Here is a 21,004-nt window from a genome sequence, read left to right as displayed (position 1 = left end):
AATCTAGCTTGACATCTTACTGCGTCAGCCCAGAATAGGCTGCATGCAGCGCCCCGCTCTTTCGGCCGTCGCCGAACTGCTCAAGCCCATCACCTGGTTTCCGCCGATGTGGGCTTTCAGCTGCGGTGTCGTGGCCTCGGGGATGCCGGCCGAAGGGCGCTGGCCGCTGATCGTGGCGGGCGTGCTGCTGGCGGGGCCGTTCGTCTGCGCCACCAGCCAGGCCGTCAACGACTGGTTCGACCGCCATGTCGACGCCATCAACGAGCCGCAGCGCCCCATCCCGTCGGGCCGCATGCCCGGCCACTGGGGCCTGTACATCGCCATCATCTGGACGCTGCTGTCGTTGCTGCTGGCCTGGCAGCTGGGCCCTGCGGGCTTCGCGGCAGCCGGCTTCGGTCTGCTGCTGGCCTGGGCCTACAGCGCACCACCGCTGCGCCTGAAGCGCAATGGCTGGTGGGGCAATGCCGCCTGCGGCCTGTGCTACGAGGGGCTGGCCTGGATCACCGGCGCGGCCGTGATGGCCATGGGCCAGTGGCCGGATGGGCGATCGCTGGTGCTGGCCCTGCTCTACAGCGCCGGGGCGCACGGCATCATGACGCTGAACGACTTCAAGTCCATCAAGGGCGACCAGCAGATGGGCATCGACTCGCTGCCCGTCATGCTGGGCGCGGGCTCGGCCGCCTACGTGGCCAGCATCGTCATGGCCACGCCGCAGGCCATCGTCGCGCTGCTGCTGTGGCACTGGGGCCAGGGCTGGCACGGCCTGGCGGTGGCCGGCCTGCTGGTGGTGCAACTGCTGATGATGAAGCGCTTCATCGCCCAGCCGCTGGCGCGCGCCGTCTGGTACAGCGGCGCCGGCGTGCCGCTGTACGTGTCGGGCATGCTGGTCAGCGCGTTCGCGCTGCGCGGGATCGTGTCATGAGCGGCCACTTCGGCTGGGGCGGCGTGCTGCGCCTGGGGCTCGTGCAATCCGGCCTGGGCGCCATCGTCGTGCTGACGACCTCGACGCTGAACCGCGTGATGGTCGTGGAGATGGCCCTGCCGGCGCTGCTGCCGGGCCTGCTGCTGGCGCTGCACTATGTCGTGCAGGTCAGCCGCCCGCGCATGGGCCACGGCTCTGACCTGGGTCGGCGCCGCACGCCGTGGATCATCGGCGGCATGCTCACGCTGGCCGCAGGCGGCTGGCTGGCGGCGCTGGCCACGGTGTGGATGGGCAGCAGCCCGGCGGCAGGCATTGCGCTCGCGCTGCTGGCCTACACGCTGATCGGGCTGGGTGTGGCGGCCAGCGGCACCTCGCTGCTGGTGCTGCTGGCCAAGCGCGTCGTGCCGGAGCGCCGGGCCGCAGCGGCCACCACCGTGTGGATCATGATGATCGCCGGCTTCGTCGTGACGGCGGGCGTGGCCGGCAGCCTGCTCGACCCCTTCTCGCCCGCGCGCCTGCTGTGGGTGGCGGGCGGCGTGGCGCTGTCGGCCGTGGTGATGACCGTGCTTGCGCTGATCGGCCTGGAAGGGCCGGCACAGTCCGCCCCTGCTGCTTCCAACGCGCCGGTGCCTTTCAAGCAGGCGCTGGCCGACGCCTGGGCCGAGCCGCGCGCTCGCCGCTTCACGGTGTTCGTCTTCGTCTCCATGCTGGCCTTCAGCATGCAGGACCTGATCCTGGAGCCCTTCGCCGGCCTGGTGTTCGGCCTGACGCCCGGCGCCACCACGAAGCTCTCGGCCGCCCAGCATGGCGGTGCGCTGGTGGGCATGCTGCTGGCCGCCGCGGCCGGCAGCCGCTGGGCCGGCCGCCAGTGGGGCACGCTGCGCACCTGGACCGTGTGGGGCTGCGTGGCCTCCGCGCTTGCGCTGGGCGGCCTGGTCTGCGCCGGCCTCGTCGGCCCGGCCTGGCCGCTGCGGGCCAATGTGTTCGTGCTGGGGCTGGCGACCGGTGCGTTCTCCATCGCCGCCATCGGTTCCATGATGGGCCTGGCCGGGGCGGGCGAGGCGGGGCACGAGGGCGTGCGCATGGGCCTGTGGGGCGCGGCGCAGGCGATGGCTTTTGCGCTGGGCGGCGTGCTGGGCACGGCGGCCAGCGACCTGACGCGCTGGCTGATCGCGGACGCGGGCCTGGCCTACGCACTGGTCTTCCTGCTCGATGCGGTGCTGTTCATCTGCGCGGCCCGGCTGGCCGCCCGGGTGGAGTCTCGCGCCGCGCCGCGCCCGGTGTTCCTCGGCTCACTGGAAAGGGCGCTATGAACCTGCCTCATCAAGCGGTGGATTACGACGTGGTGGTGGTCGGCGGCGGCCCCGCCGGTGCCACGGCCGCCGATGACCTGGCTACGCAGGGCCTGCGCGTGCTGCTGCTGGACCGCGCCGGCCGCATCAAGCCCTGCGGCGGCGCCATCCCGCCGCGCCTGATCGCCGACTTCGCCATCCCCGACGAGATGCTGGTGGCGCGCGCCACGGCCGCGCGCATGATCTCGCCGCGGGCGGTCAACGTCGACATCCCCATCGAAGGCGGTTTCGTCGGCATGGTGGACCGTGCGCAGTTCGACGAGTGGCTGCGCGAGCGCGCCGCGTCGCACGGGGCCGAGCGGCGCGAGGGCAGCTTCGAGCGCCTGGACCGCGACGCGGACGGCATCAGCGTCGTGCACTACAGCGCAGACGGCGGCCCGCAAAGCCTGCGCACCCGCGCCGTCATCGGTGCCGATGGTGCCCGCTCGCGCGTGGCGCAGCAGGCCGTGCCCGGTGCCGACCAGGGTCGTTTCGTGTTCGCGTATCACGAGATCGTCGCCGTGCCGGACGAAACTCCGGCCGGCTACCTGGGCAGCCGCTGCGAGGTGCACTACCGCGGCGAGCTGTCCCCCGACTTCTACGGCTGGGTGTTCCCGCACGGCGCGAGCGTGAGCATCGGCACCGGCAGCGCGGACAAGGGCTTCTCGCTGCGCCGCGGCGTCATGCAGTTGCGCGCGTCGGCGGGCCTGGCCCACGCGCGCACGCTGCGCCGCGAGGGCGCGCCCATCCCCATGAAGCCGCTGCCGCGCTGGGACAACGGGCGCGATGTCGTGCTGGCGGGCGACGCGGCCGGCGTCGTCGCACCCGCCTCCGGCGAGGGCATCTATTACGCGATGCTGGGCGGGCGCCTGGCCGCCGAAGCCGTGCAGCAGCTGCTGCAGACGGGCAACGTGAAGTCCCTGGCGTTGGCGCGCAAGCGCTTCATGCGCGAGCATGGCCGGGTGTTCTGGATCCTGGGCATCATGCAGCGCTTCTGGTACAGCAGCGACAAGCGCCGCGAGCGGTTCGTGAGCATCTGCCGCGACCGCGACGTGCAGCAGCTCACCTTCGACGCCTACATGCACAAGCGCCTCGTGCGCGCCAGGCCGATGGCGCATGCGCGCATCTTCTTCAAGGACATGGCCCACCTGCTCGGCCTGGCGCGCGTCTGATGGACTTCCTCACCGACAGCACGCTGCTGCACCTGGTGGACCTGGTGCTGGCGGTCAGCCTGATCGAATTGCTGTGGCTTTCGGTGTGGCGTCGCATGCGCTTTACAAAGCTGGCGCCCAATCTGCTGGCTGGGTTGAGCCTGACCCTGGCGTTGCGCCTGAGCCTTGTCGGCGCGCAGCCCGCCTGGATCGTTCTCTGCCTGGCCGCTGCCGGTGTGTCCCATCTGCTGGACCTGCTGGCGCGCCGACATCACCCCGGACTTTTCACACCCACCCAGCCCCTCGGGCAAGGAAGGCAATCCCCATGAACACACGTCGCAGTTTCATCCGCCTGGTACCGCTGGCCGGCGCTGGCTTGCTGGCCGGCAAGGCCTGGTCCCAGGCCATGGTCGACGAGAAGGACCCGACGGCCGCATCGCTGGGCTACCACGCCGACGCGTCCAAGATCGACAAGGCCAAGCAGCCCAAGTACGTGGCCGGCTCCGCCTGCGGCAACTGCGCCCTGTTCCAGGGCAAGGCCGGCGCCGCGTCGGGCCCGTGTCCGATCTTTGCCGGCAAGCAGGTGTCGGCCAAGGGGTGGTGCACCGCGTACGTCAAGAAGCCTTGAGTGGCTGAGTCCACCTCCGCATGAGGCTGTTGCCCGCCGATCTCCCCGAGCGAGCGGCCCTCTCGCTGGAGGTGCATGCACGCCCCTCCGAGCCGCTGGCCGCGCCGGGTCGTGCGAGTTATGTGGCCGTGCTGGTGGATGCCGACGAGCGCGAGCGCGAGCTGGCGCATCTGGCCCGGCTGTGCCGTGCGCATGGCCTGCCGGCACCGGTGGCCGAGGCGGTCCACTGGAGCGGCCGCATCGGCGGCGTGCGGCTCAAGTGGGAGCGCCACGGCGAGTTTTCCAGCTACACCTTGATGGCGGTGCAGACGGCCGCGCACGACGCGCCGGCCTTCGCCGATCCGCCGGCGGCCCAGCTGCCATCGGGCTGGCTGGCCGGTGTGCCCGGCATGACGGTCTATGCCGGCCACGCCGAGCTGCTGCAGGCCGAGGATGCGCCGAGCCTGCCTGACCTGCAGCAGGACTTCTTCGCCGGCCATCCGGTCGTCGGCAGCGCTGTGGGCGACGGCGCCGGCCTGGCGTATTCCGATTTCCTGATCCATGCCGACGGCTTCGGCCGCATCCTGCTGGTGGACCAGGGCTTCACGCCGCTGATGGCCGGCCGCATGCTGCAGCGGCTGTTCGAGATCGAGGCCTACCGCATGATGGCCTTGCTCGCCTTCCCGGTGGCGCGCCGACTGTCGCCGCGCATCCTGGCCATCGAGCGCGCGCTGGCCAGCCTCACCGACAGCATTGCTGCCGACAGCGCCCGCGACGGCAGCCGTGACGAGACCCTGCTGCAGGAGCTGATGCGCCTGGCCACCGAGGTGGAGAGCGGCCTGTCGGCCAGCCAGTTCCGCTTCGGCGCCTGCCGCGCCTACGCCGACCTGGTGCGCACCCGCATCGCCGAGCTGCGCGAGCGCCGGCTGAGCGGCCTGCAGACGCTGGACGAGTTCATGTCGCGCCGCTTCACGCCGGCCGTGGCCACCTGCGCCACCGTGTCGCAGCGCCTGCACGACCTCTCCGAGCGCGTGGCCCAGGCCAGCCACCTGCTGTCCACCCGCGTGGACATCGCCCGCGAGCACCAGAACCACGCGCTGCTGGCCTCCATGGACCGGCGCGCCAAGCTGCAGCTGCGCCTGCAGCAGACGGTCGAAGGCCTGTCGATTGCGGCCATCGTCTACTACATGGCCGGCGTCGTCGGCTACGTCGTCAAGGGCGGGCGCTCGCTGGGCCTGCCGTTGAACGTCGACCTGTTCGTCGGCCTGAGCGTGCCCGTGCTGGCGGTGCTGGCCTACAGCGCCGTGCACCGCGCGCGGCGGCATGCCAGTGAACACGAGGCCACCTGAACCCGATGAGCACACCGTTCCCGTTTTCCGCCATCGTCGCCCAGGACGAGATGAAGCTGGCCATCCTCATCGCCGCCGTGGAGCCCGCCATCGGCGGCCTGCTGGTGCTGGGCGACCGCGGCACCGGCAAGTCCACCGCCGTGCGCGGCCTGGCGGCGCTGCTGCCCAGGATGCGCGCCGTGCAGGGTTGCCGTTATCACTGCGACCCGGCCGCGTCGTCCGGCTGCGAGGACTGCGCACGTTTGCGCGCCGGCGGCCGCGTCAAGACCGAGGAGCTGCCCGTGCCGGTGGTGGACCTGCCGCTGGGCGCCAGCGAAGACCGCGTGCTGGGCGCGCTGGACCTGGAGCGCGCCCTGTCGCAGGGCATCAAGGCGTTCGAGCCCGGGCTGCTGGCGCGGGCGCACCGCGGCTTCCTGTACATCGACGAGGTCAACCTGCTGGAAGACCACCTGGTGGACCTGCTCATCGACGTGGCCGCGTCGGGCGAGAACGTCATCGAGCGCGAGGGCCTGAGCGTGCGCCATCCGGCGCGCTTCGTGCTGGTGGGCAGTGGCAACCCCGAGGAGGGCGAGCTGCGGCCGCAGCTGCTGGACCGCTTTGGCCTGTCGGTCGAAGTCAAGACGCCCACCGACATCCCCCAGCGCGTGGAGGTGGTGCGCCGCCGTGACGCCTTCGAGCGCGACCCGGTCGCCTTCACCACGCAGTGGGCCAAGCAGGACGCGAAGGTCAGGCGCCAGATCGTGCAGGCCCGCGAGCGCCTGCCCGGCCTCGCCATCGGCGACGCCGTGCTGCACCGCGCCTCCGAGCTTTGCGTGGCCGTCCACAGCGACGGCCTGCGCGGCGAGCTGACGCTGATGCGCGCCGCCCGTGCGCTGGCGGCGCTGCAGGCCGCGCCCGAGGTCACGCTGGAGCACCTGCGCCAGGTCGCCGTGCCGGCGCTGCGCCACCGGCTGCGCCGCAATCCGCTGGACGACACCGGCTCGGGCGAGCGCATCGAGCGCGCGGTGGCTGAGCTGTGGGCATGACGGAGCCGGCGACCGTCGGTTGGGGTGAGCACCGCGAACCCCAACGTCCACGGCACCGCTGGCCGTTGGGGTTCGCATGGCTCACCCCAACCTACCCAGCCCGCGCTCCATGACCAGCCCCGACCTGGCCACCCAGGCAGCCTGGCTGCTGGCGGTGGACCCGGCGGGCCTCGGTGGCCTGTGCCTGCGCGGCCCCGCCGGCCTGGCGCGCGACGCGGTGCTGGCCAGCTTGCGCCGCGCCTTGCCTGACGGCACCCCCTGGCGCCGCCTGCCGCTGCAGATCGACGACGAGCGCCTGGCGGGCGGCCTGGACCTGGGCCTGAGCCTGGCCGCCGGGCGGCCGGTGATGCAGGCCGGGCTGCTGGCCGAGGCCGACGGTGGCGTGCTGCTGTTGCCCATGGCCGAGCGCGTCGATGCCGGGCTGGCGGCCAGGCTGGCGTCCGCGCTGGAGCAGGGCGCGTCGCGCTTTGGCGTCGTGGCGCTGGACGAAGGCCAGTCGGCCGAGGAGCAACTGCCCGCCAGCCTGCTGGAGCGGCTGGCGCTGATCGCCAGCCCTGCCGCGCCCGATCTGGCTGCCGGCTTCGACCGGCTGGGCGAAGGCCAGGCGCCGCCGTTCGACCTGCTCCAAGCGCGGCAGCGGTTGAGCCGCATCCCCTACGACGACGCCACCGTGCAGGCGCTGTGCGGCACCGCCGCCGCGCTGGGTTTGCCGTCGCTGCGCGCGCCCTGGCAGGCCTGGCGCGCGGCCTGCGCCGCGGCGGCCATCGCAGGGCGTGAGTCCGTCACCCAGGCCGATGCCGAACTGGCCGCGCGGCTGGTGCTCGCGCCGCGGGCGCGAACGCTGCCGCAGTCGGCCCAGCCGGAGGCTGAGCCCGACAGCGAGCCGGAAAACGCGCCCGAGCCTTCCGCCGAATCGCAGCCTGAACCACCGCCCGAAACGCCACCGGGCGAGCCCGAAGCCTCGGCCCCCGACGACCCCGCCACGGCACCACCCGATGATGCGCAGCAGGCGCAGCAACTGCAGGAGCAGATGGTCGCCGCCGCCCAGGCGGCCATCCCGCCCGGCCTGCTGGCCAGCCTGGCCGGTGCGTCCCTCCAAGGCGGCGCAGGCGCCGGCCGGCGCGGCGCCGCCGCCCGCCCGGCGCAAAGCGGCCGGCCGTTGGCTTCGCGGCGTGGCGCGCTGCGCGCCGGCAGCCGGCCGGATCTGCTGGCCACCCTGCGCGCCGCCATCCCCTGGCAGCGGCTGCGGCTGCTCGAGCGCGAGCAGCAAGGCCTGGGCCCCGCGCCCGTGCGCCTGCTGCTCAAGCGCGACGACTTCCACATCAAGCGCTACCGCCGCCCCGACGAGACCACCACCGTCTTCGTCGTCGACGCCTCCGGCTCGCAGGCGCTCAACCGCCTCGCCGAGGCCAAGGGCGCGGTGGAACTGCTGCTGGCCGACTGCTACGTGCGCCGCGACCGCGTGGCGCTGATCGCCTTTCGCGGCGAAGGCGCCGAGGTGCTGCTGCCGCCCACCCGCTCGCTGGTGCGCGCACGGCGGTCCCTGTCAGGCCTGCCCGGCGGCGGCGGCACGCCGCTGGCCGCGGGCATCGAGGCCGCCTGGCTGCTGGGCAGCGGCCTGCAGTCCCGCGACGGCGGCCGGGCCGTGCTGGTCTTCCTCACCGACGCCCGCGCCAACATCGCCCGTGACGGCAGCCCCGGCCGGGGCCCCGCCATGCAGGACGCGCTCGCCGCCGCGCAGCGCCTGCGCGCGGCGGGACTCGCCAGCGTGCTCATCGACACGTCACCGCGGCCGCAGCCTGCGGCCATGGCGCTGGCGCAGGCGATGGCGGCGCGCTATGTGCCGCTGCCGCACGGGCAGGCGTCGGATGTCTACGCGGCCTGTCGCCGCGAGTGACCCCGTCGGGCCGGCGGCGCCGGGTGGCTGGGCCCGACGGCGGGGGCGCCCTCGATAATCCGGCCGCCCCCGCTCGTTCGAGACGCCTGCCTTTCACCATGGATAAATTCTTGTTGCGACAGCAGGTGCTGGAACGCCTCGCCGAAGACCTGCGGCAGGCCGAAGAGGCCGCGCGCACCGCCCATGAGACGGCGACGCACGAAGAGAACATTGCCGAGAACAAGTACGACACCCTGGGCCTGGAAGCCGCCTACCTCGCCACCGGCCAGGCGCGCCGCGCCGAAGCCATCCGCCAGGCCATGGCCCACTGGCGCCAGTTCCGCCCGCTCGCCTACGACGCCGCCAAAGGCATCCAGCTCGGCGCGCTGGTCTGGCTGCTCGATGCCGATGGCGGGCAGCAACAGCTCTTCCTCGGCCCGGGCGGGGGCAGCATGACGGTGGTCAGCGGCGATCACACCGTCCAGGTCATCAGCGCCGACGCTCCGCTGGGCAAGGCCCTGCTGGGGCGATGCGAGGGTGACGAGGTGTCGATACAGCGGGCGCCCGTGCGACGCCAGTTCGAGGTGCTGCGGGTCCATTGAGCCGCGGGCGCGCTCGTGCCGAACCGGCGTGACCCTGTCGCGGCCTGCCCTCTGCCCAAACCCTGCCACCCCCTTGCCCATGACCCTCGTTCCCCCAGGCCCCCGCTTGCCGCGTCTGTACAGCTTCCGGCGCTGCCCCTACGCGATGCGCGCACGCATGGCGCTGCTGCACGCCGGGCAGGCCTTCGAGGTGGTGGAGGTGAGCTTGCGCGACAAGCCGGCGAGCCTGCTGGCCTTGTCTGCCAAGGCGACGGTCCCGGTGCTGCACCTGCCCGAGGAGGGCCGTGTGATCGACGAGAGCTGGGACATCATGCGCTGGGCGCTGGCGGCGCCCGATGACGAGACCTGGTGGGCGCGGGCGCAGTCGCCTGCGAACCTGGACCTGGTCCAGCGCAACGACGGCGCCTTCAAGCACCACCTGGACCGCTGGAAGTACCCGCAACGCCACGCGGGCGAGACCCTCACGCCCGACGCTCACCGCGACCGGGCGGTGGAGGTGCTGCTGCAGCCGCTGCAGGCACGGCTGCACGGCGCGCCCTTCCTGGGCGGCGCCACGCCCTGCGCCACCGACCTGGCCGTGATGCCCTTCGTGCGCCAGTTCGCCGCCGTGGACGCCGCATGGTTCGCGGCGCTGGACGTGCCGTCCGTGCGGTCATGGCTGAACGGCTGGCTGCTCAGCCCGCTGTTCGCCGCCTGCATGGCGAAGCTGCCCGCGGGCTGCGTCCATTCCCCGGGGCGGCACTGACGACTGCGCTGGCGGTGGATCAGGTTCCGGCCTGGCGGCCTTCGCCCCCACGGGCACCCGTGGCGCGCGGCGCAAGCCGCCGACAATCACCCCCGGGGGCGAGCCCGCCGGCAGACCGTGCCCAGCGGACGCCGCAGCCGCCCGCATGCCACTCGCCAGCTTGTAAATTCCCGGGCTTCTGCCAAGCCCGCACCACGATCTCATGCCCAAGACCTCTCACAAACCTTTCGTCATCGGTGTCGCAGGGGGCAGCGGCAGCGGCAAATCGACGGTGACACGCCAGGTGCTGGCCGCCATCGGGCCGGACAAGGTGGCGGTGGTGATGCAGGACGACTACTACCGCGACCAGTCCCACATGCCGCCGGACGACCGCCGCAAGCAGAACTACGACCACCCGGACGCCTTCGACTGGCCGCTGATGGCGCAACACCTGGCCGCGCTGCGCAAGGGCGAGGCCATCGAGATGCCGGTGTACGACTTCGCCGCCGACAACCGCTCCAGCGACACCATCACCGTCAAGCCGGCGCCGGTCATCGTCGTCGAGGGCCTGTTCGCCCTGTACGACACCAAGCTGCGCAACATGATGTCGCTGAAGATCTACGTGGACACGGCTTCGGACGTGCGTTTCATCCGCCGGCTGCAGCGCGACATCTCGGAGCGCGGCCGCAGCACGGAGTCGGTGGTGCAGCAGTACCTGGACACCGTGCGCCCCATGCACAAGCAGTTCATCGAGCCCACCAAGCGCAACGCCGACGTCATCCTGCCGCACGGCGCCAATGGCCCGGCGGTGGACATCATCACCACCAAGGTGATGAGCTTGTTCCAGGACGTCGAGCGTGGCTGATCGGCAGGCGCGCATCGCTGCGGCGTCCTGAAGGGCTCACCGGGGCGGCTCTTGCCGGCTCGGCGTCAGACGCCGTCTGCAAGGCCAGTCTCGGCGAGGCAGGCCACGGAAGCCCGCTTCAGACGAGAAGCCGGCCCGCGAGACCGACGGTGTCGGCTGCGCGACGACAACTGCTGGGCCGGTCGCGGGCAGTCGGCGGTCGCCTGTTGATGGACTGAAGTCGGCCATGAGGAGTCGCCCGTCAGTGAAGTCTGGAGGGCAGCAAAGTGCCCAAAGCGGTAGGTCGAGATCGACGCCGAAGCGCGGTACTGCAGCGTGTGCCGTCCGTCGGACGCCGTGGCCCAACCGACGCTGCTAGTTCCATAGTCGTCAGTGTTGTATCCGACCGATAGTCCGACGACCGGCCGGTATGAGGAATACGGGGATGGCCTCGCGGTGTTCGAGACGCCCGTCACCCGTGCCGGCTGACTCCTATATCCCGATCTGGCGCTGGCTCCAAAACGCGATCACGCAGTGGCTCCAATATGCCGGTCAGCCACTGGCTCCTACATGCCGTTCACGGACTGGCTCCTATACGGCCGTCGGTGACACCGTCCTCGACGGTTGCCCTGATTTCTTCCAGCCAGGCAAGGGCCTGCTGGAACAGCGTGGCCTCCGTGGTGGGTTTGCCGTCTGTCGCTTCATGCAGCCCGCGCAGCTGCCGCTTGAGCTTTCGATGTGCTCACGCGGACTCTGGACGTTGGCCCATTGAGGACGATCCGCCGGAGCTTCTGCGTCTTCTGCTCCACCGTCACGATCTCGTACCGCCCGTCCTCCTGAAGCGCCAGTTGATCGCGCTTCAGTCCGAGCATGTCACCGGCACGAAAGGCCGAGTTGCAGCCCAGCGTGAATAGCGCGAGGGCTCGATGGTCCTGCCTCAAGCCCGCCTTCACCTCTTGGACCTTGTTGTACTCCTTCATGGTCCGCATACCTTTATGCGCTGGCGTGTGTCCTAGTTGGAATGGCACGGATGATAGTGAACAACTAAGCTGCATCCCCATTTAACACTGAACTAACTCGAAGCCGGTCTAGCCTTGTCATCTTCCAGACAGACGATGACAAGGTTTCAAGGCGACTGGCGGCTACCATTGAACAACGCTATACCGGAGACGCTTTCCGTCAAGAGACTTCTGCTTCATTTCCACAAAGCCACCCAGCGTGGGCATAACGTTGTTGACGTCCGCCTCTTGTACCTCTGAAAGCTCATAAAGCTTTGCCCCCGCTAAAGAGCCTATCGAAGTACCCACTCGAAGCCCGCGATTACCCATGAATATCCATCTGTCGTGAATGACGTGCGAGCTAGGGCTTTTAGGACCTTCATAGTTCATATGAACTATCCGAATAGGGGGCGGTTCGACGTGTGCAATATTACTCCAAGCCACTCGATACGCCGCGTCCAGATCTTGAAACTCAACTTCATTGTTGCAGCTAACAACAAAAAACTCCAAGCCTTCACGCAAAAAGGAGATCTCTTTGACGAAATCGATATTGTCAGGCCTGAAATACGGATCACATATTAATATCGAGCCGGCACTTTGAGCAAGAACCCACTGACGGATGTAATCAAGCCCGGAGCACCCTGACCCAGGGACATTGACATAGCTAGATTTCTGACTGCCGCCAGCTTCAAAGTAGGCCTCACTTCTTCGCAAATTTCCCCATATTCTTTGGCCAACCCTTTCAGCAAGCAAAAGCGCCACCTTAGTTACTTCCGCAATTGGAACCAAAATCTGTTTCGACTGGACAGCGCTATGTTCATACTTTCGCTGCAAACAGCGCAGATATAGCCAATAGAAGCCATAAGAGTCATCCATGCTGCACTGGACAACCTTCGGCAGCATCGCACTCAACTCATCCTGTTTATGTCCTGGGACATTTCCAGCATTTAGACTAGCAAGCGCCGACCAGCCCAATCCGCTGTAGTCGTCTAGCTTAGCCACTTCATCATACTTTTTCTTAATGAATGCGCCTTTCGCCTTCTGTTGAGCGATTTGAGCACGCACAGCGTCTTTAGCCCTAGTGCGAGCAGGATCGTCGTCCAGATCGTTAATAAGTTCTTGTGCGAAGTCCTCATCAATCTTATACGCTTGATCAATGATACTCCGCTGGCTTTCAATGGCTGCCTGTTGATCTTTCAAAGTGACCGCTCCTGCCATCGCTCCCCGCAGAATTCGCTTTGCCATTTCATTTTGATAGTCGACGGAAGCGGACAGTCTTGAAAGCGAAACTGCCCGTCTTACCGAATCTACCTTTGACGGAATTAGATGTAGACGGGACTCTGCTTCGCGTACCACATCGACTTTTTCAAGCGACATTTTTACCGGCAATAGCGAGGAAAGCATTCCCAAGACATAAACTGCATCTGATGCGTTGGGAACCGCCTTCGCCAAATCAATTAAGGACTTCCAAGTCGCGGGCGTTACGTCATGAGCCAGCTTTGCACACGCACCACGCGCGATGATTTTCCAACCATCATGTTTGATGTTTGCCTGCTCAGGCAAGTCTGCAGCCGCCTTCTTAGATAGTCGATTTGCTAGCTCGCTTCGTTGACTCAAGCTAATTTCGTTTGAACTTGCCTTAGAGCTTGCTGCAAAACTAAAATCGAGCATGGACGAGACTAAAACGTTATCGGTCTTAATCTGCTCGATAAGGTCGACTATCGTTACTCCGTCAGCCCACGTGACTTTAGCATTTTTCAGGCTATCGTCTTCATAGGGCTCAGACGTGGGGGTCCTTGTGATCAGGTAATAGATCGTTTCGGAGCGAGCTTTATCTTTGCATACCTGCGGAAGCGGATCGAGAAGACTATTCGCAAAGGAATTGTTCCAGAGAAATAGCGCAGGATAGGCAGCCGCAATGACCTTCTGATAGGTAAAGGTATTTTGCGATGCCTGACTTTGAACCAACGGAACTAGATGACTTGTGCAAATCGCGTCTAACACATCCTTTCTATTGACGGCATGTGCGCGAATGGCCAAATCACTTAGAAGGTCGGCCTGGACCTTAATAGGCGCGAGCCTTTCGATAGCACCAATAACCGTTTGGAGGGCATCCTCCGAATCTTGACGGTGTTTCAAGGTGCCGGCAAACGAGATCATTGTTAGCCTACACAATGACTCAATCAGCCCGAAGTAATCTTCGCTTTGCGCTTGCAAGCGGATGTCGGACGCCCAGTAGTTGTCCAGCAGCTTACTCGCTTGGTCTTTATCTGTTTTGGCAATGGCCTCAACAAATTGAAAGAATAATTGCGGAGTCTTGAACGCCTCATCAATTTCGGCAAGGCACGCTACAAACTCCTTGCATTCTTGCGCTGCGTCAATCGGAAGCGAATAGCTTTGACATACCTTCACCCGCTCAGTTCGGCCATACGCAACGCCGAGAGGATCCTTAATACTATCAATCAGCTTAATTAGCTTTTCAGGCGCCTCATCCAGCTTCGGGATCTGCTTGGCTAGGGATCTTAGGCAATTTACAAGCGCGACCCAACGCTTACCTTCATCTGAAATCTTCCAGAGCGCCTCGTTAAGTAGCTTTACTGGAATAGGTTCACTGGAGCTCCTGAGAATAAGTTGCTGAATTAAAATTGTGTACGCAGCGTCACGCCGTTCAGCAGTATTAATCTTTGCGATGATGTCGAACGCGCTTCTCGGATTGAACTCGACCAGTGCGGATACTGCCCCCTTGAATACATCTATATGTTCGGCAGTGGTCTGTAGGCACGCCTCCACCGCCTGTTGAATTCCCGATTCCGTAAGCTGCTTGACTGTCGACTTAGTTTCGACAGTCAGTTTGTCAAAACGTCCCAATTGGGCCTGCAGCCAGCATAGACACTCCAACCTCACTCCATCGTCAGCGATGTAGCTTATGTTTAGATATATTTCTTCAACTGAAGCATCGCCGTTTGATTGACCAAGCGCTACTTTGCTTCGTGCAATTGCCAGGTCAAGCCTTGTTCGATCTACGGTAGAGGAACGCTCAATCAATGAGGTTCTTTGAATTTCAATGCGCTGTAGTAATTCTGTCGCCTCTGCAGCGTCTTTCGCGAATATCACAGGGATGCAAATGATCCTCAAATCGCTCGCAGATGGGGCGTAAGAGGTATCGCTAGCAGCCTCGTCTAATGCGAATTTGGCGACGCCGATAGCCGCGCTTTCGCGAAAATGTACGGTCAACCATTGGCGTAAGAAGAACGCACGCTGACGTCCATCCATGCCCTGCGTCGAGTCCAAAAGGTCTGTTGAAGATTTAGTCGCAAGAACTGACTCAGCCGCTTTTATAAAAGTCCGGGTTTTCGAGTCTGCAATCTTTGATGCATATTCTTTGAATCGGTCAACCCTTGGTTTTTCCTTCGAAGGGTGCGTTTGGCTTATTGCAAAATGTGTGTATGCGGCGTCTTTTAGAGAAGAATTACCATTGGAAGATTCCTCGACGATACGAAACGCAAGTTCTGGGTATGGACCAATTAGATATTCGGCAACGTCAATTGAGCGATCCCGGTCGGCAGTTAGATCAAGGCCGTTAACGAGAACCTCTATCTGGCTGAGAATTGAAGCGTCCGCCTTCAATCCCTTGCTGTCTAGTAGGCTTACATACCGGGCCAAGAGAAGCAGCTTGCCCTCATTCGTTGCCTCACTCTCGGCGACTTGAAGTGCCTCGTCTAGACGCCCAGTGGCAGCCAATGCCGCTAACAGCGGTTCATTGTCGGACGCAGTCCCAAAGGATCTAATAATCGAAGCTTGTAAGGCGAATCTGAAGGCCTCGACTTCATGTTTAGATTTTGTTGCCGCAATGAATCCGAGATCATTGCGTTGCTTAAGCGCCGTGATACTTTGCGATGCCGCCAAATATGCGTCGAGGTTCGATACGGTAAGCAAATCAAGCGTCTGTGCATGGTCGCCCAGTTCGCTATAGTACGTCGGAAGAAGCTGAATTGAGTCCGAGGACGCTGGCGCTTCGGCCAACCCGTCAACAAAAGCCTTGATAACCGCAATTCTGCGAGATACCAAGCGATTACTTAAAAAGTCGCGGTGGGTAATGCTAGAAAGCGTGATAAGTCCGCTATCGTTATCTACATGCACAAAACCGTTCGAATTCATTATCCGGCTCAAGCAGTCTGACGATATCCTCGATAGTCGCGCAAGTTCATCGTGGCTTAATGGCTTCTTAGAGAATGTAACGAATGACAACGCGATTTCCACATCGTCGGTACTGCATTGGCTCCCATCCACTAGCGCTGAAAATTCCTCGTCGTAGAACTCGTCTAGGGAAGATCGAATATTGATGCTATCTAGCTTACCGAGAGCATTTAAACGCGCAACTGAGGCCAGCTTTGCGGGAATGCCACCTGTAGACGCGATGACTTCTTTGTGCCATTTGGCAGGAACCCCTTCTGCTACTAAGAGCGCAAGGGCTTCGTTATCTGAAAGCGGGGGAATCGCCGCAATCCGTGTCAGAGTGCTCTTTAGGTAGACTGGTTTGTCAAGGCGCTCACGCCAAGTGAGCACATGCTTAATATCTGGACTGCCAAATAGGAGAATTTCTTTAACGACTTCGGTTTGATATTTCTCATCCTCGGGAGGGATTTGGTAAAGCCCATCTATAACGATGTGCAGCTTTTGTCGCACGGACTTGACCTTTCGCGTGAGCTTCGGTAGCGTGCGTTGCCACTCCGCCAGAATATTGTCCGACTTATCGCCTTTCGGCTCCTCGCCTAATAGGCTATAGGCCTGCCTTAGAGCTTGCTCAACCAAATAAGGTAAAGAGTAACCGAGTCGTGAACGAGCATGAACTGTAAGCAGAATCGCGGGCTCGTCTATGGTGTTGAAATACTCGGCACATAAGCTGGTCGCCCCAATTCCCGGCCGAGCCTCCAGGAGTAGCACCTCTGTTTCCGCGTTTGACGTCAACAATCGATGGTATTCACGGCAAAGTGAAGCTCGAAACTGATAGTTGGGTCCGAATCCCGCAAATTCTGTGAGTTGAAGCTTATCTGCCATTATTTCCTCCCTGTGGATACCGATCTGCCAAACTGCCGTACATGTTTGGACGCCTTTTAACAGATGCGGTCAACCGTAGCATCGTGATTTGCACGTACGACTCTCTGCACGCAGGGCTAGAGTTGGGTGGTCGCCACCGTAGCCGAATTGGGACAGCGATGGCATGTAACCGCATGCGGAAACATCGGAAGTGGTAGAGAGGCTGGGTTGCGCATGCCACACGGCGCGGACGAATACGAACCAGCGCGCCAAATCTAATCGTTAATCCATCTTGGTAGCGAGTCCCAATAAGACCGGTTTATTGGATCACTCCATCCTCACGCACTGCCCGCCCAGCGACGGCGACGGTCAGCTGATGGCAGGGTGCGTGACTTCAGGCGCGCGCCTGGAGGCTGACTTCTGATAAGTCAGAGAGGGCTGGCCAAGTTCAGCTGTCGGCGAGGTCCGCGAACTGGCGCTCGCGGCCCACACGACCAGCCGCTGACCGGTACCCGATCTTGTAGCTAAGCTTCTCCGAAACTCCCTGCGATGAACGTCCGCTTTCGGCTGCATCACCGACGCCCATGCCGTCTCGGTCACCGGCAGCTGAAGGTTGATAGCGCCAGCTCGAGGCCGTTCAGAGTTGCCGTTGGTTGGCGTGGGGCATTGGACCTCAGGCGTCGCAGGGACGAGTTCCGCCGAGCGTCGGGTCCTGGATGTGAAGCAGCCACTCAGCCGGCGGGGCGGCGAATGACCGGTCCGGCGGCGGCGGCCATTGAACCGTCAAAATTGGAAGTCGGCAGACGGCCTCCAGCCGCCGCCGGATCAATTTCGGTTTTTGGGCACCTTGCTGACGCCCGCGACGCTTGGGCCCGCGGCCGCAATGGGTCGCAAGCCGCCGTACACAGTCCGGCTGCGAGCGGCGGCAACCCGCCTCTTGCCGACTTCGCCCGCCTGCACCACCCCCTGCGCCAGACCGTTCACGACCGACTGGTTGTTGTGAACCCGGCCCCGCCGCCGGTCTGCTCCCACAGCCGCCGCAGCAAGCCATTGACCACCTCCGGCGCCTCCTCGTGCGCCAGATGGCCCAGCCCCGGCAGGGGATGAAAACTCGCCCCCGGCAGCCACCGCGCCAGCTCCAGCGCCTGCACCGGAGCCACCGTGCGGTCGGCCAGGCCGGCGGCCAGCCAGAGCTGGGCGTCCGGGGCCAGGCGCAGCTGCGGCAGGCGGGCCTGCAGGTCTGCGAGCTGCCAGCCGGCCAGCATGTCCAGCACGCCGCTGACATGCGCGGGCTGCTCGAGCAGCTCGCGGTAGTGCTGCACGCCGGCGTCGTCCAGGCGTGAGCCGGTAGAGGCGATCAGGTTCTTCAGCGCCCTGGGCTGCCCCGCGTGGCGGCTGACCCAGGCGGGCAGCCAGGCGCTGCGCGAGGCCAACCGGGCCACGGCCGGCGCCACCAGGCCCATCAGGCCCGGCAGCGGCTGCAGCGCGCCGTTGACGGCCAGCAGCCCGCGCGCCTGCGGCAGGCTCCCGTCCAGGCGCATCTGCACCATGACCGCCGCCCCGGCGGAATGACCGGCGACCAGGGCGGGCTGCCAGTCCAGCGCGGCGAGCAGGTCGCCCACCGCTGCGGCCATGCGGGGCAGGCTGGCCTGGCGGTCCGCGAACGCGGCGGTGCCGCCGTGGCCGGGCAGGTCGGGGATGAGCACGCTGAAATGCGCTGCCAGCCCGGGCAGGCAGGCGCGCCAGGACTGCAGCGACGAGCCCGTGCCGTGCAGCAGCAGCAGGTGGGGCCCCTGGCCCATGCGCTGCAGACGCCAGCGCAAACCGCCGGCAGTCAGGGCCTCGGGCCTTTCGCTGTCAGAACTCATCACAAACCCGGTTGTCAACCAAACTGGACACGCATAGGATCAAGCCATGTTGACACAAAGTCAGGCGCCCACCGCAGTCTTGCGTGGCGACTCGCGCCCGGAGGCGCTGGTCATCGGCAGCGGCTTTGGCGGCCTGGCGGCGGCGGTGCGCCTCGGCGCACGGGGCTACCGGGTGACGGTACTCGAAAAGCTCGACGCCCCCGGCGGCCGCGCCTACGTGCACCGCCAGGACGGCTTCACTTTCGACGCCGGGCCCACGGTCATCACCGCGCCCTTCCTGTTCGACGAGCTGTGGGCCTTGTGCGGCAAGAAGCTCGCCGACGACGTGGACCTGCGGCCCGTGGCGCCGTTCTACCGCGTGCGTTTCGACGACGGCACGGTGTTCGACTACAGCGGCGACGCCGACGCCATGCGCGCCGAGGTGGCCAAGCTGTCGCCGGGCGACGTGGCCGGCTACGAACGCTTCCTGGCCGCCAGCGAGGCCATCTACAAGGTGGGCTTCGAGCAACTGGGCCATGTGTCCTTCGAGAGCTGGACGGACATGGCCCGCGTGCTGCCCGACCTGCTGAAGCTGGAGGGCTACCGCACCGTCTACGGCCTTGCTGCGAAGCACGTCAAGGACGAGAAGCTGCGCGTGGTGCTGACCTTCCAGTCGCTGCTGGTGGGCGGCAACCCGTTCGCCACCACGTCGGTCTACTGCCTGATCGCGTTCCTGGAGCGGCGCTTCGGCGTGCATTTCGCGATGGGCGGCACCGGCGCGCTGGTGCGCGGGCTGGTCGGGCTGGTCGAAGGGCAGGGCGGGCGTGTGCTGTGCGGCCAGGCGGTGGACGAGATCCTGGTGGAGCAGGGCGCGGCCTGCGGCGTGCGGCTGGCGACCGGCCAGCAGTTGCGCGCCGACGTGGTGGTCTCCAACGCCGACTCGGCCTGGACCTACAAGCACCTGCTGCCCGGCCGCTTGCGCCGCCGCTGGACGGACAAGCGCATCGCCCGCGCGCGCTACTCGATGAGCCTGTTCGTCTGGTACTTCGGCACCTCGCGCCAGTACCCCGACGTGGCCCACCACACCATCTCGCTGTGCCCGCGCTACGAAGGCCTGCTGGACGACATCTTCACGAAGAAGCACCTGGCCGACGACTTCAGCCTCTACCTGCACCGGCCCACGGCGACCGACCCCAGCCTGGCGCCGCCGGGCTGCGACACCTTCTACGTGCTGGCCCCGGTGCCGCACCTGGACGCCGGCGTGGACTGGCGCGAGCGCGCCGAGCCCTACCGCGCGGCCATTGCCAAGCGCCTGGGCGAGACGCTGCTGCCGGGCCTGGAGCAGGCGGTGGTCAGCTCGCTGATGCTGACGCCACAGGACTTCCAGGACCGCCTCAGCTCGTACAAGGGCGCCGCCTTCGCGCTGGAGCCGGTGCTGACGCAGAGCGCCTGGTTCCGCCCGCACAACCGCAGCGAAGAGGTGGCGCGCCTGTACCTCGTCGGCGCCGGCACCCACCCGGGCGCCGGGCTGCCGGGCGTGCTGTCGTCCGCCCGCGTGCTCGACAGCATCGTGCCGCACGGGCGGGATCTGCCCCGCTCCGACCCATTTCCGGCCAAGGAAGGATTCGCCCATGTCCGCACCGCTTGAATCCCCGCGCCCGTCGCCGCCGCTGCTGCCCGCCGACCTGGCCGCCTGCCGCGCCAGCCTGGCCCACAACTCCAAGACCTTCCACGCCGCCTCGCTGCTGCTGCCGCCCGCCGTGCGCGCGCCGGCCACCGTGCTCTACGGCTTCTGCCGGCTGGCCGACGACACCGTGGACGTGGAAGGCGGCCGGCGCCTGGCGCTGACGCAACTGCGCCGCCGGCTGGACCGCGTGTTCGAGGGCCGGCCCCAGCCCGTGGCCGCCGACCGCGCGCTGGCCGCCGTGGTGGCGCAGTACGGCATCCCGCGGGCGCTGCTGGACCTGCTCATCGAAGGCCTGTCCTGGGACGTCGACGGCCGCGACTACGACACGCTGGACGACCTGCAGGACTACGCCGCCCGCGTGGCCGGCACCGTGGGCGCCATGATGAGCCTGCTGATGGGCGTGCGTGACGAAGCAGCCCTGGCGCGCGCCTGCGACCTGGGCGTGGCGATGCAGCTGTCCAACATCGCGCGCGACGTGGGCGAGGACGCGCGCATGGGGCGGCTGTACCTGCCGCGCCAGTGGCTGCGCGAGGCTGGCATCGACCCCGTCGCCTGGCTGGCTGCGCCGCGCTTCGAGCCGGCGCTGGCGTCTGTCGTGCAGCGGCTGCTGGATGCCGCCGACGTGCTCTACGCGCGTGCGGCGGCCGGCGTCGCCAGCCTGCCGCTGGCCTGCCGCCCCGGCATCAACGCGGCGCGGCTGATGTACGCCGCCGTCGGACACGAGGTGGCGCGCGCCGGCTGCGACTCCGTCAACCGCCGCGCCGTGGTGCCGGGCCGCCGCAAGAGCCGCCTGCTGCTGCAGGCCGCCGTGAGCCTGTGGCCAGCCAGCCGGCAGCTGCGCGAGCCGCCGCTGGCGGCCAACCGCCCCTTGCTGGCGGCTGTGGCCGCCACGCCGATGCCCGAGCCGGTCCGCAAGGTCGAGTTCGTCATCAACCTCTTCGACCGGCTGGAGCGGCAGGACCGCCAGGCGGGTTGGGGCCGGAGCGCGGCATGAGCGCCGCACG

General features: G+C 66.0%; 16 protein-coding genes. 13 read left to right on the top strand and 3 right to left on the bottom strand.

From position 1 onward, the window contains the following. Nucleotides 1-43: 43 nt before the first annotated feature. The 11 genes from chlG (at nt 44) to udk (ending at nt 10,452) form a co-directional block, all read left to right on the top strand. Nucleotides 44-922 (top strand): chlorophyll synthase ChlG, encoded by an 879-nt coding sequence (gene chlG, locus ACO07H_RS16700; protein ID WP_422016149.1) that lies wholly within the window; start codon nt 44-46, stop codon nt 920-922. After that, nucleotides 919-2,235 (top strand): BCD family MFS transporter, encoded by a 1,317-nt coding sequence (locus ACO07H_RS16695; RefSeq protein WP_422016147.1) that lies wholly within the window; start codon nt 919-921, stop codon nt 2,233-2,235. The genes chlG and ACO07H_RS16695 overlap by 4 nt, the downstream gene beginning before the upstream one ends. Continuing rightward, nucleotides 2,232-3,425, top strand: a complete 1,194-nt coding sequence (locus ACO07H_RS16690) for a geranylgeranyl diphosphate reductase (protein WP_422016145.1) — start codon at nt 2,232-2,234, stop codon at nt 3,423-3,425. The genes ACO07H_RS16695 and ACO07H_RS16690 overlap by 4 nt, the downstream gene beginning before the upstream one ends. Beyond that, nucleotides 3,425-3,733 (top strand): hypothetical protein, encoded by a 309-nt coding sequence (locus tag ACO07H_RS16685; protein WP_422016143.1) that lies wholly within the window; start codon nt 3,425-3,427, stop codon nt 3,731-3,733. The genes ACO07H_RS16690 and ACO07H_RS16685 overlap by 1 nt, the downstream gene beginning before the upstream one ends. Then, entirely contained in the window at nt 3,730-4,032 is a 303-nt protein-coding gene (locus ACO07H_RS16680) for a high-potential iron-sulfur protein (protein ID WP_422016141.1), read from the top strand. Before ACO07H_RS16685 ends, ACO07H_RS16680 begins: the two co-directional genes overlap by 4 nt. Before the next feature lie 20 nt (nt 4,033-4,052). Then, nucleotides 4,053-5,360: a DUF3422 family protein gene (locus ACO07H_RS16675; RefSeq protein WP_422016139.1), complete on the top strand. Its 1,308-nt coding sequence runs from the start codon at nt 4,053-4,055 to the stop codon at nt 5,358-5,360. Nucleotides 5,361-5,365: 5 nt separating this feature from the next. Continuing rightward, nucleotides 5,366-6,385 carry a magnesium chelatase ATPase subunit I gene (bchI, locus tag ACO07H_RS16670; RefSeq protein ID WP_422016137.1) on the top strand — a complete coding sequence of 340 codons (1,020 nt, stop codon included), beginning with the start codon at nt 5,366-5,368 and terminating at the stop codon, nt 6,383-6,385. A gap of 109 nt (nt 6,386-6,494) precedes the next feature. Then, nucleotides 6,495-8,282, top strand: coding sequence for a magnesium chelatase subunit D (locus ACO07H_RS16665; protein ID WP_422016135.1), 1,788 nt, complete (start codon nt 6,495-6,497; stop codon nt 8,280-8,282). Between the two features lie 98 nt (nt 8,283-8,380). Next, nucleotides 8,381-8,863 carry a GreA/GreB family elongation factor gene (locus tag ACO07H_RS16660; RefSeq protein WP_422016133.1) on the top strand — a complete coding sequence of 161 codons (483 nt, stop codon included), beginning with the start codon at nt 8,381-8,383 and terminating at the stop codon, nt 8,861-8,863. Between the two features lie 79 nt (nt 8,864-8,942). After that, a complete protein-coding gene (locus ACO07H_RS16655) occupies nt 8,943-9,608 on the top strand; it encodes a glutathione S-transferase N-terminal domain-containing protein (RefSeq protein ID WP_422016131.1) in 666 nt (221 codons plus the stop codon). Between the two features lie 202 nt (nt 9,609-9,810). Further along, complete coding sequence (gene udk / locus ACO07H_RS16650) at nt 9,811-10,452, top strand: uridine kinase (RefSeq protein ID WP_422016129.1); 642 nt, start codon at nt 9,811-9,813, stop codon at nt 10,450-10,452. 680 nt (nt 10,453-11,132) lie between these two features. Here the strand turns inward: udk and ACO07H_RS16645 are convergent. The 3 genes from ACO07H_RS16645 to bchO form a co-directional block, all read right to left on the bottom strand. Next, complete coding sequence (locus ACO07H_RS16645) at nt 11,133-11,411, bottom strand: hypothetical protein (protein ID WP_422016127.1); 279 nt, start codon at nt 11,409-11,411, stop codon at nt 11,133-11,135. Between the two features lie 162 nt (nt 11,412-11,573). Further along, complete coding sequence (locus ACO07H_RS16640) at nt 11,574-16,487, bottom strand: hypothetical protein (RefSeq protein ID WP_422016125.1); 4,914 nt, start codon at nt 16,485-16,487, stop codon at nt 11,574-11,576. 959 nt (nt 16,488-17,446) lie between these two features. Further along, a complete protein-coding gene (bchO, locus tag ACO07H_RS16635) occupies nt 17,447-18,334 on the bottom strand; it encodes an alpha/beta fold hydrolase BchO (protein WP_422016123.1) in 888 nt (295 codons plus the stop codon). 46 nt (nt 18,335-18,380) lie between these two features. Between bchO and ACO07H_RS16630 the strand changes: the two genes are divergently transcribed. Both ACO07H_RS16630 and ACO07H_RS16625 read left to right on the top strand, forming a co-directional pair. Next, nucleotides 18,381-19,961, top strand: a complete 1,581-nt coding sequence (locus tag ACO07H_RS16630) for a phytoene desaturase (RefSeq protein WP_422016121.1) — start codon at nt 18,381-18,383, stop codon at nt 19,959-19,961. Next, nucleotides 19,945-20,994, top strand: coding sequence for a phytoene/squalene synthase family protein (locus tag ACO07H_RS16625; protein WP_422016119.1), 1,050 nt, complete (start codon nt 19,945-19,947; stop codon nt 20,992-20,994). The genes ACO07H_RS16630 and ACO07H_RS16625 overlap by 17 nt, the downstream gene beginning before the upstream one ends. The last annotated feature ends 10 nt before the right edge of the window (nt 20,995-21,004 follow it).

Origin of the sequence: Roseateles sp. (genome assembly GCF_965229315.1) — a bacterium.
Classification (GTDB): domain Bacteria; phylum Pseudomonadota; class Gammaproteobacteria; order Burkholderiales; family Burkholderiaceae_C; genus Pelomonas.
The sequence above is the reverse complement of the archived record's forward strand: the minus strand, read 5'-3'. Positions and strand labels throughout refer to the sequence as shown.

Coding starts and splice junctions, on each gene's coding strand:
- chlG (WP_422016149.1), top strand. CDS start 44: ATGCAGCGCCCCGCTCTTTCGGCCGTCGCCGAACTGCTCAAGCCCATC.
- ACO07H_RS16695 (WP_422016147.1), top strand. CDS start 919: ATGAGCGGCCACTTCGGCTGGGGCGGCGTGCTGCGCCTGGGGCTCGTG.
- ACO07H_RS16690 (WP_422016145.1), top strand. CDS start 2,232: ATGAACCTGCCTCATCAAGCGGTGGATTACGACGTGGTGGTGGTCGGC.
- ACO07H_RS16685 (WP_422016143.1), top strand. CDS start 3,425: ATGGACTTCCTCACCGACAGCACGCTGCTGCACCTGGTGGACCTGGTG.
- ACO07H_RS16680 (WP_422016141.1), top strand. CDS start 3,730: ATGAACACACGTCGCAGTTTCATCCGCCTGGTACCGCTGGCCGGCGCT.
- ACO07H_RS16675 (WP_422016139.1), top strand. CDS start 4,053: ATGAGGCTGTTGCCCGCCGATCTCCCCGAGCGAGCGGCCCTCTCGCTG.
- bchI (WP_422016137.1), top strand. CDS start 5,366: ATGAGCACACCGTTCCCGTTTTCCGCCATCGTCGCCCAGGACGAGATG.
- ACO07H_RS16665 (WP_422016135.1), top strand. CDS start 6,495: ATGACCAGCCCCGACCTGGCCACCCAGGCAGCCTGGCTGCTGGCGGTG.
- ACO07H_RS16660 (WP_422016133.1), top strand. CDS start 8,381: ATGGATAAATTCTTGTTGCGACAGCAGGTGCTGGAACGCCTCGCCGAA.
- ACO07H_RS16655 (WP_422016131.1), top strand. CDS start 8,943: ATGACCCTCGTTCCCCCAGGCCCCCGCTTGCCGCGTCTGTACAGCTTC.
- udk (WP_422016129.1), top strand. CDS start 9,811: ATGCCCAAGACCTCTCACAAACCTTTCGTCATCGGTGTCGCAGGGGGC.
- ACO07H_RS16645 (WP_422016127.1), bottom strand. CDS start 11,411: ATGAAGGAGTACAACAAGGTCCAAGAGGTGAAGGCGGGCTTGAGGCAG.
- ACO07H_RS16640 (WP_422016125.1), bottom strand. CDS start 16,487: ATGGCAGATAAGCTTCAACTCACAGAATTTGCGGGATTCGGACCCAAC.
- bchO (WP_422016123.1), bottom strand. CDS start 18,334: ATGAGTTCTGACAGCGAAAGGCCCGAGGCCCTGACTGCCGGCGGTTTG.
- ACO07H_RS16630 (WP_422016121.1), top strand. CDS start 18,381: ATGTTGACACAAAGTCAGGCGCCCACCGCAGTCTTGCGTGGCGACTCG.
- ACO07H_RS16625 (WP_422016119.1), top strand. CDS start 19,945: ATGTCCGCACCGCTTGAATCCCCGCGCCCGTCGCCGCCGCTGCTGCCC.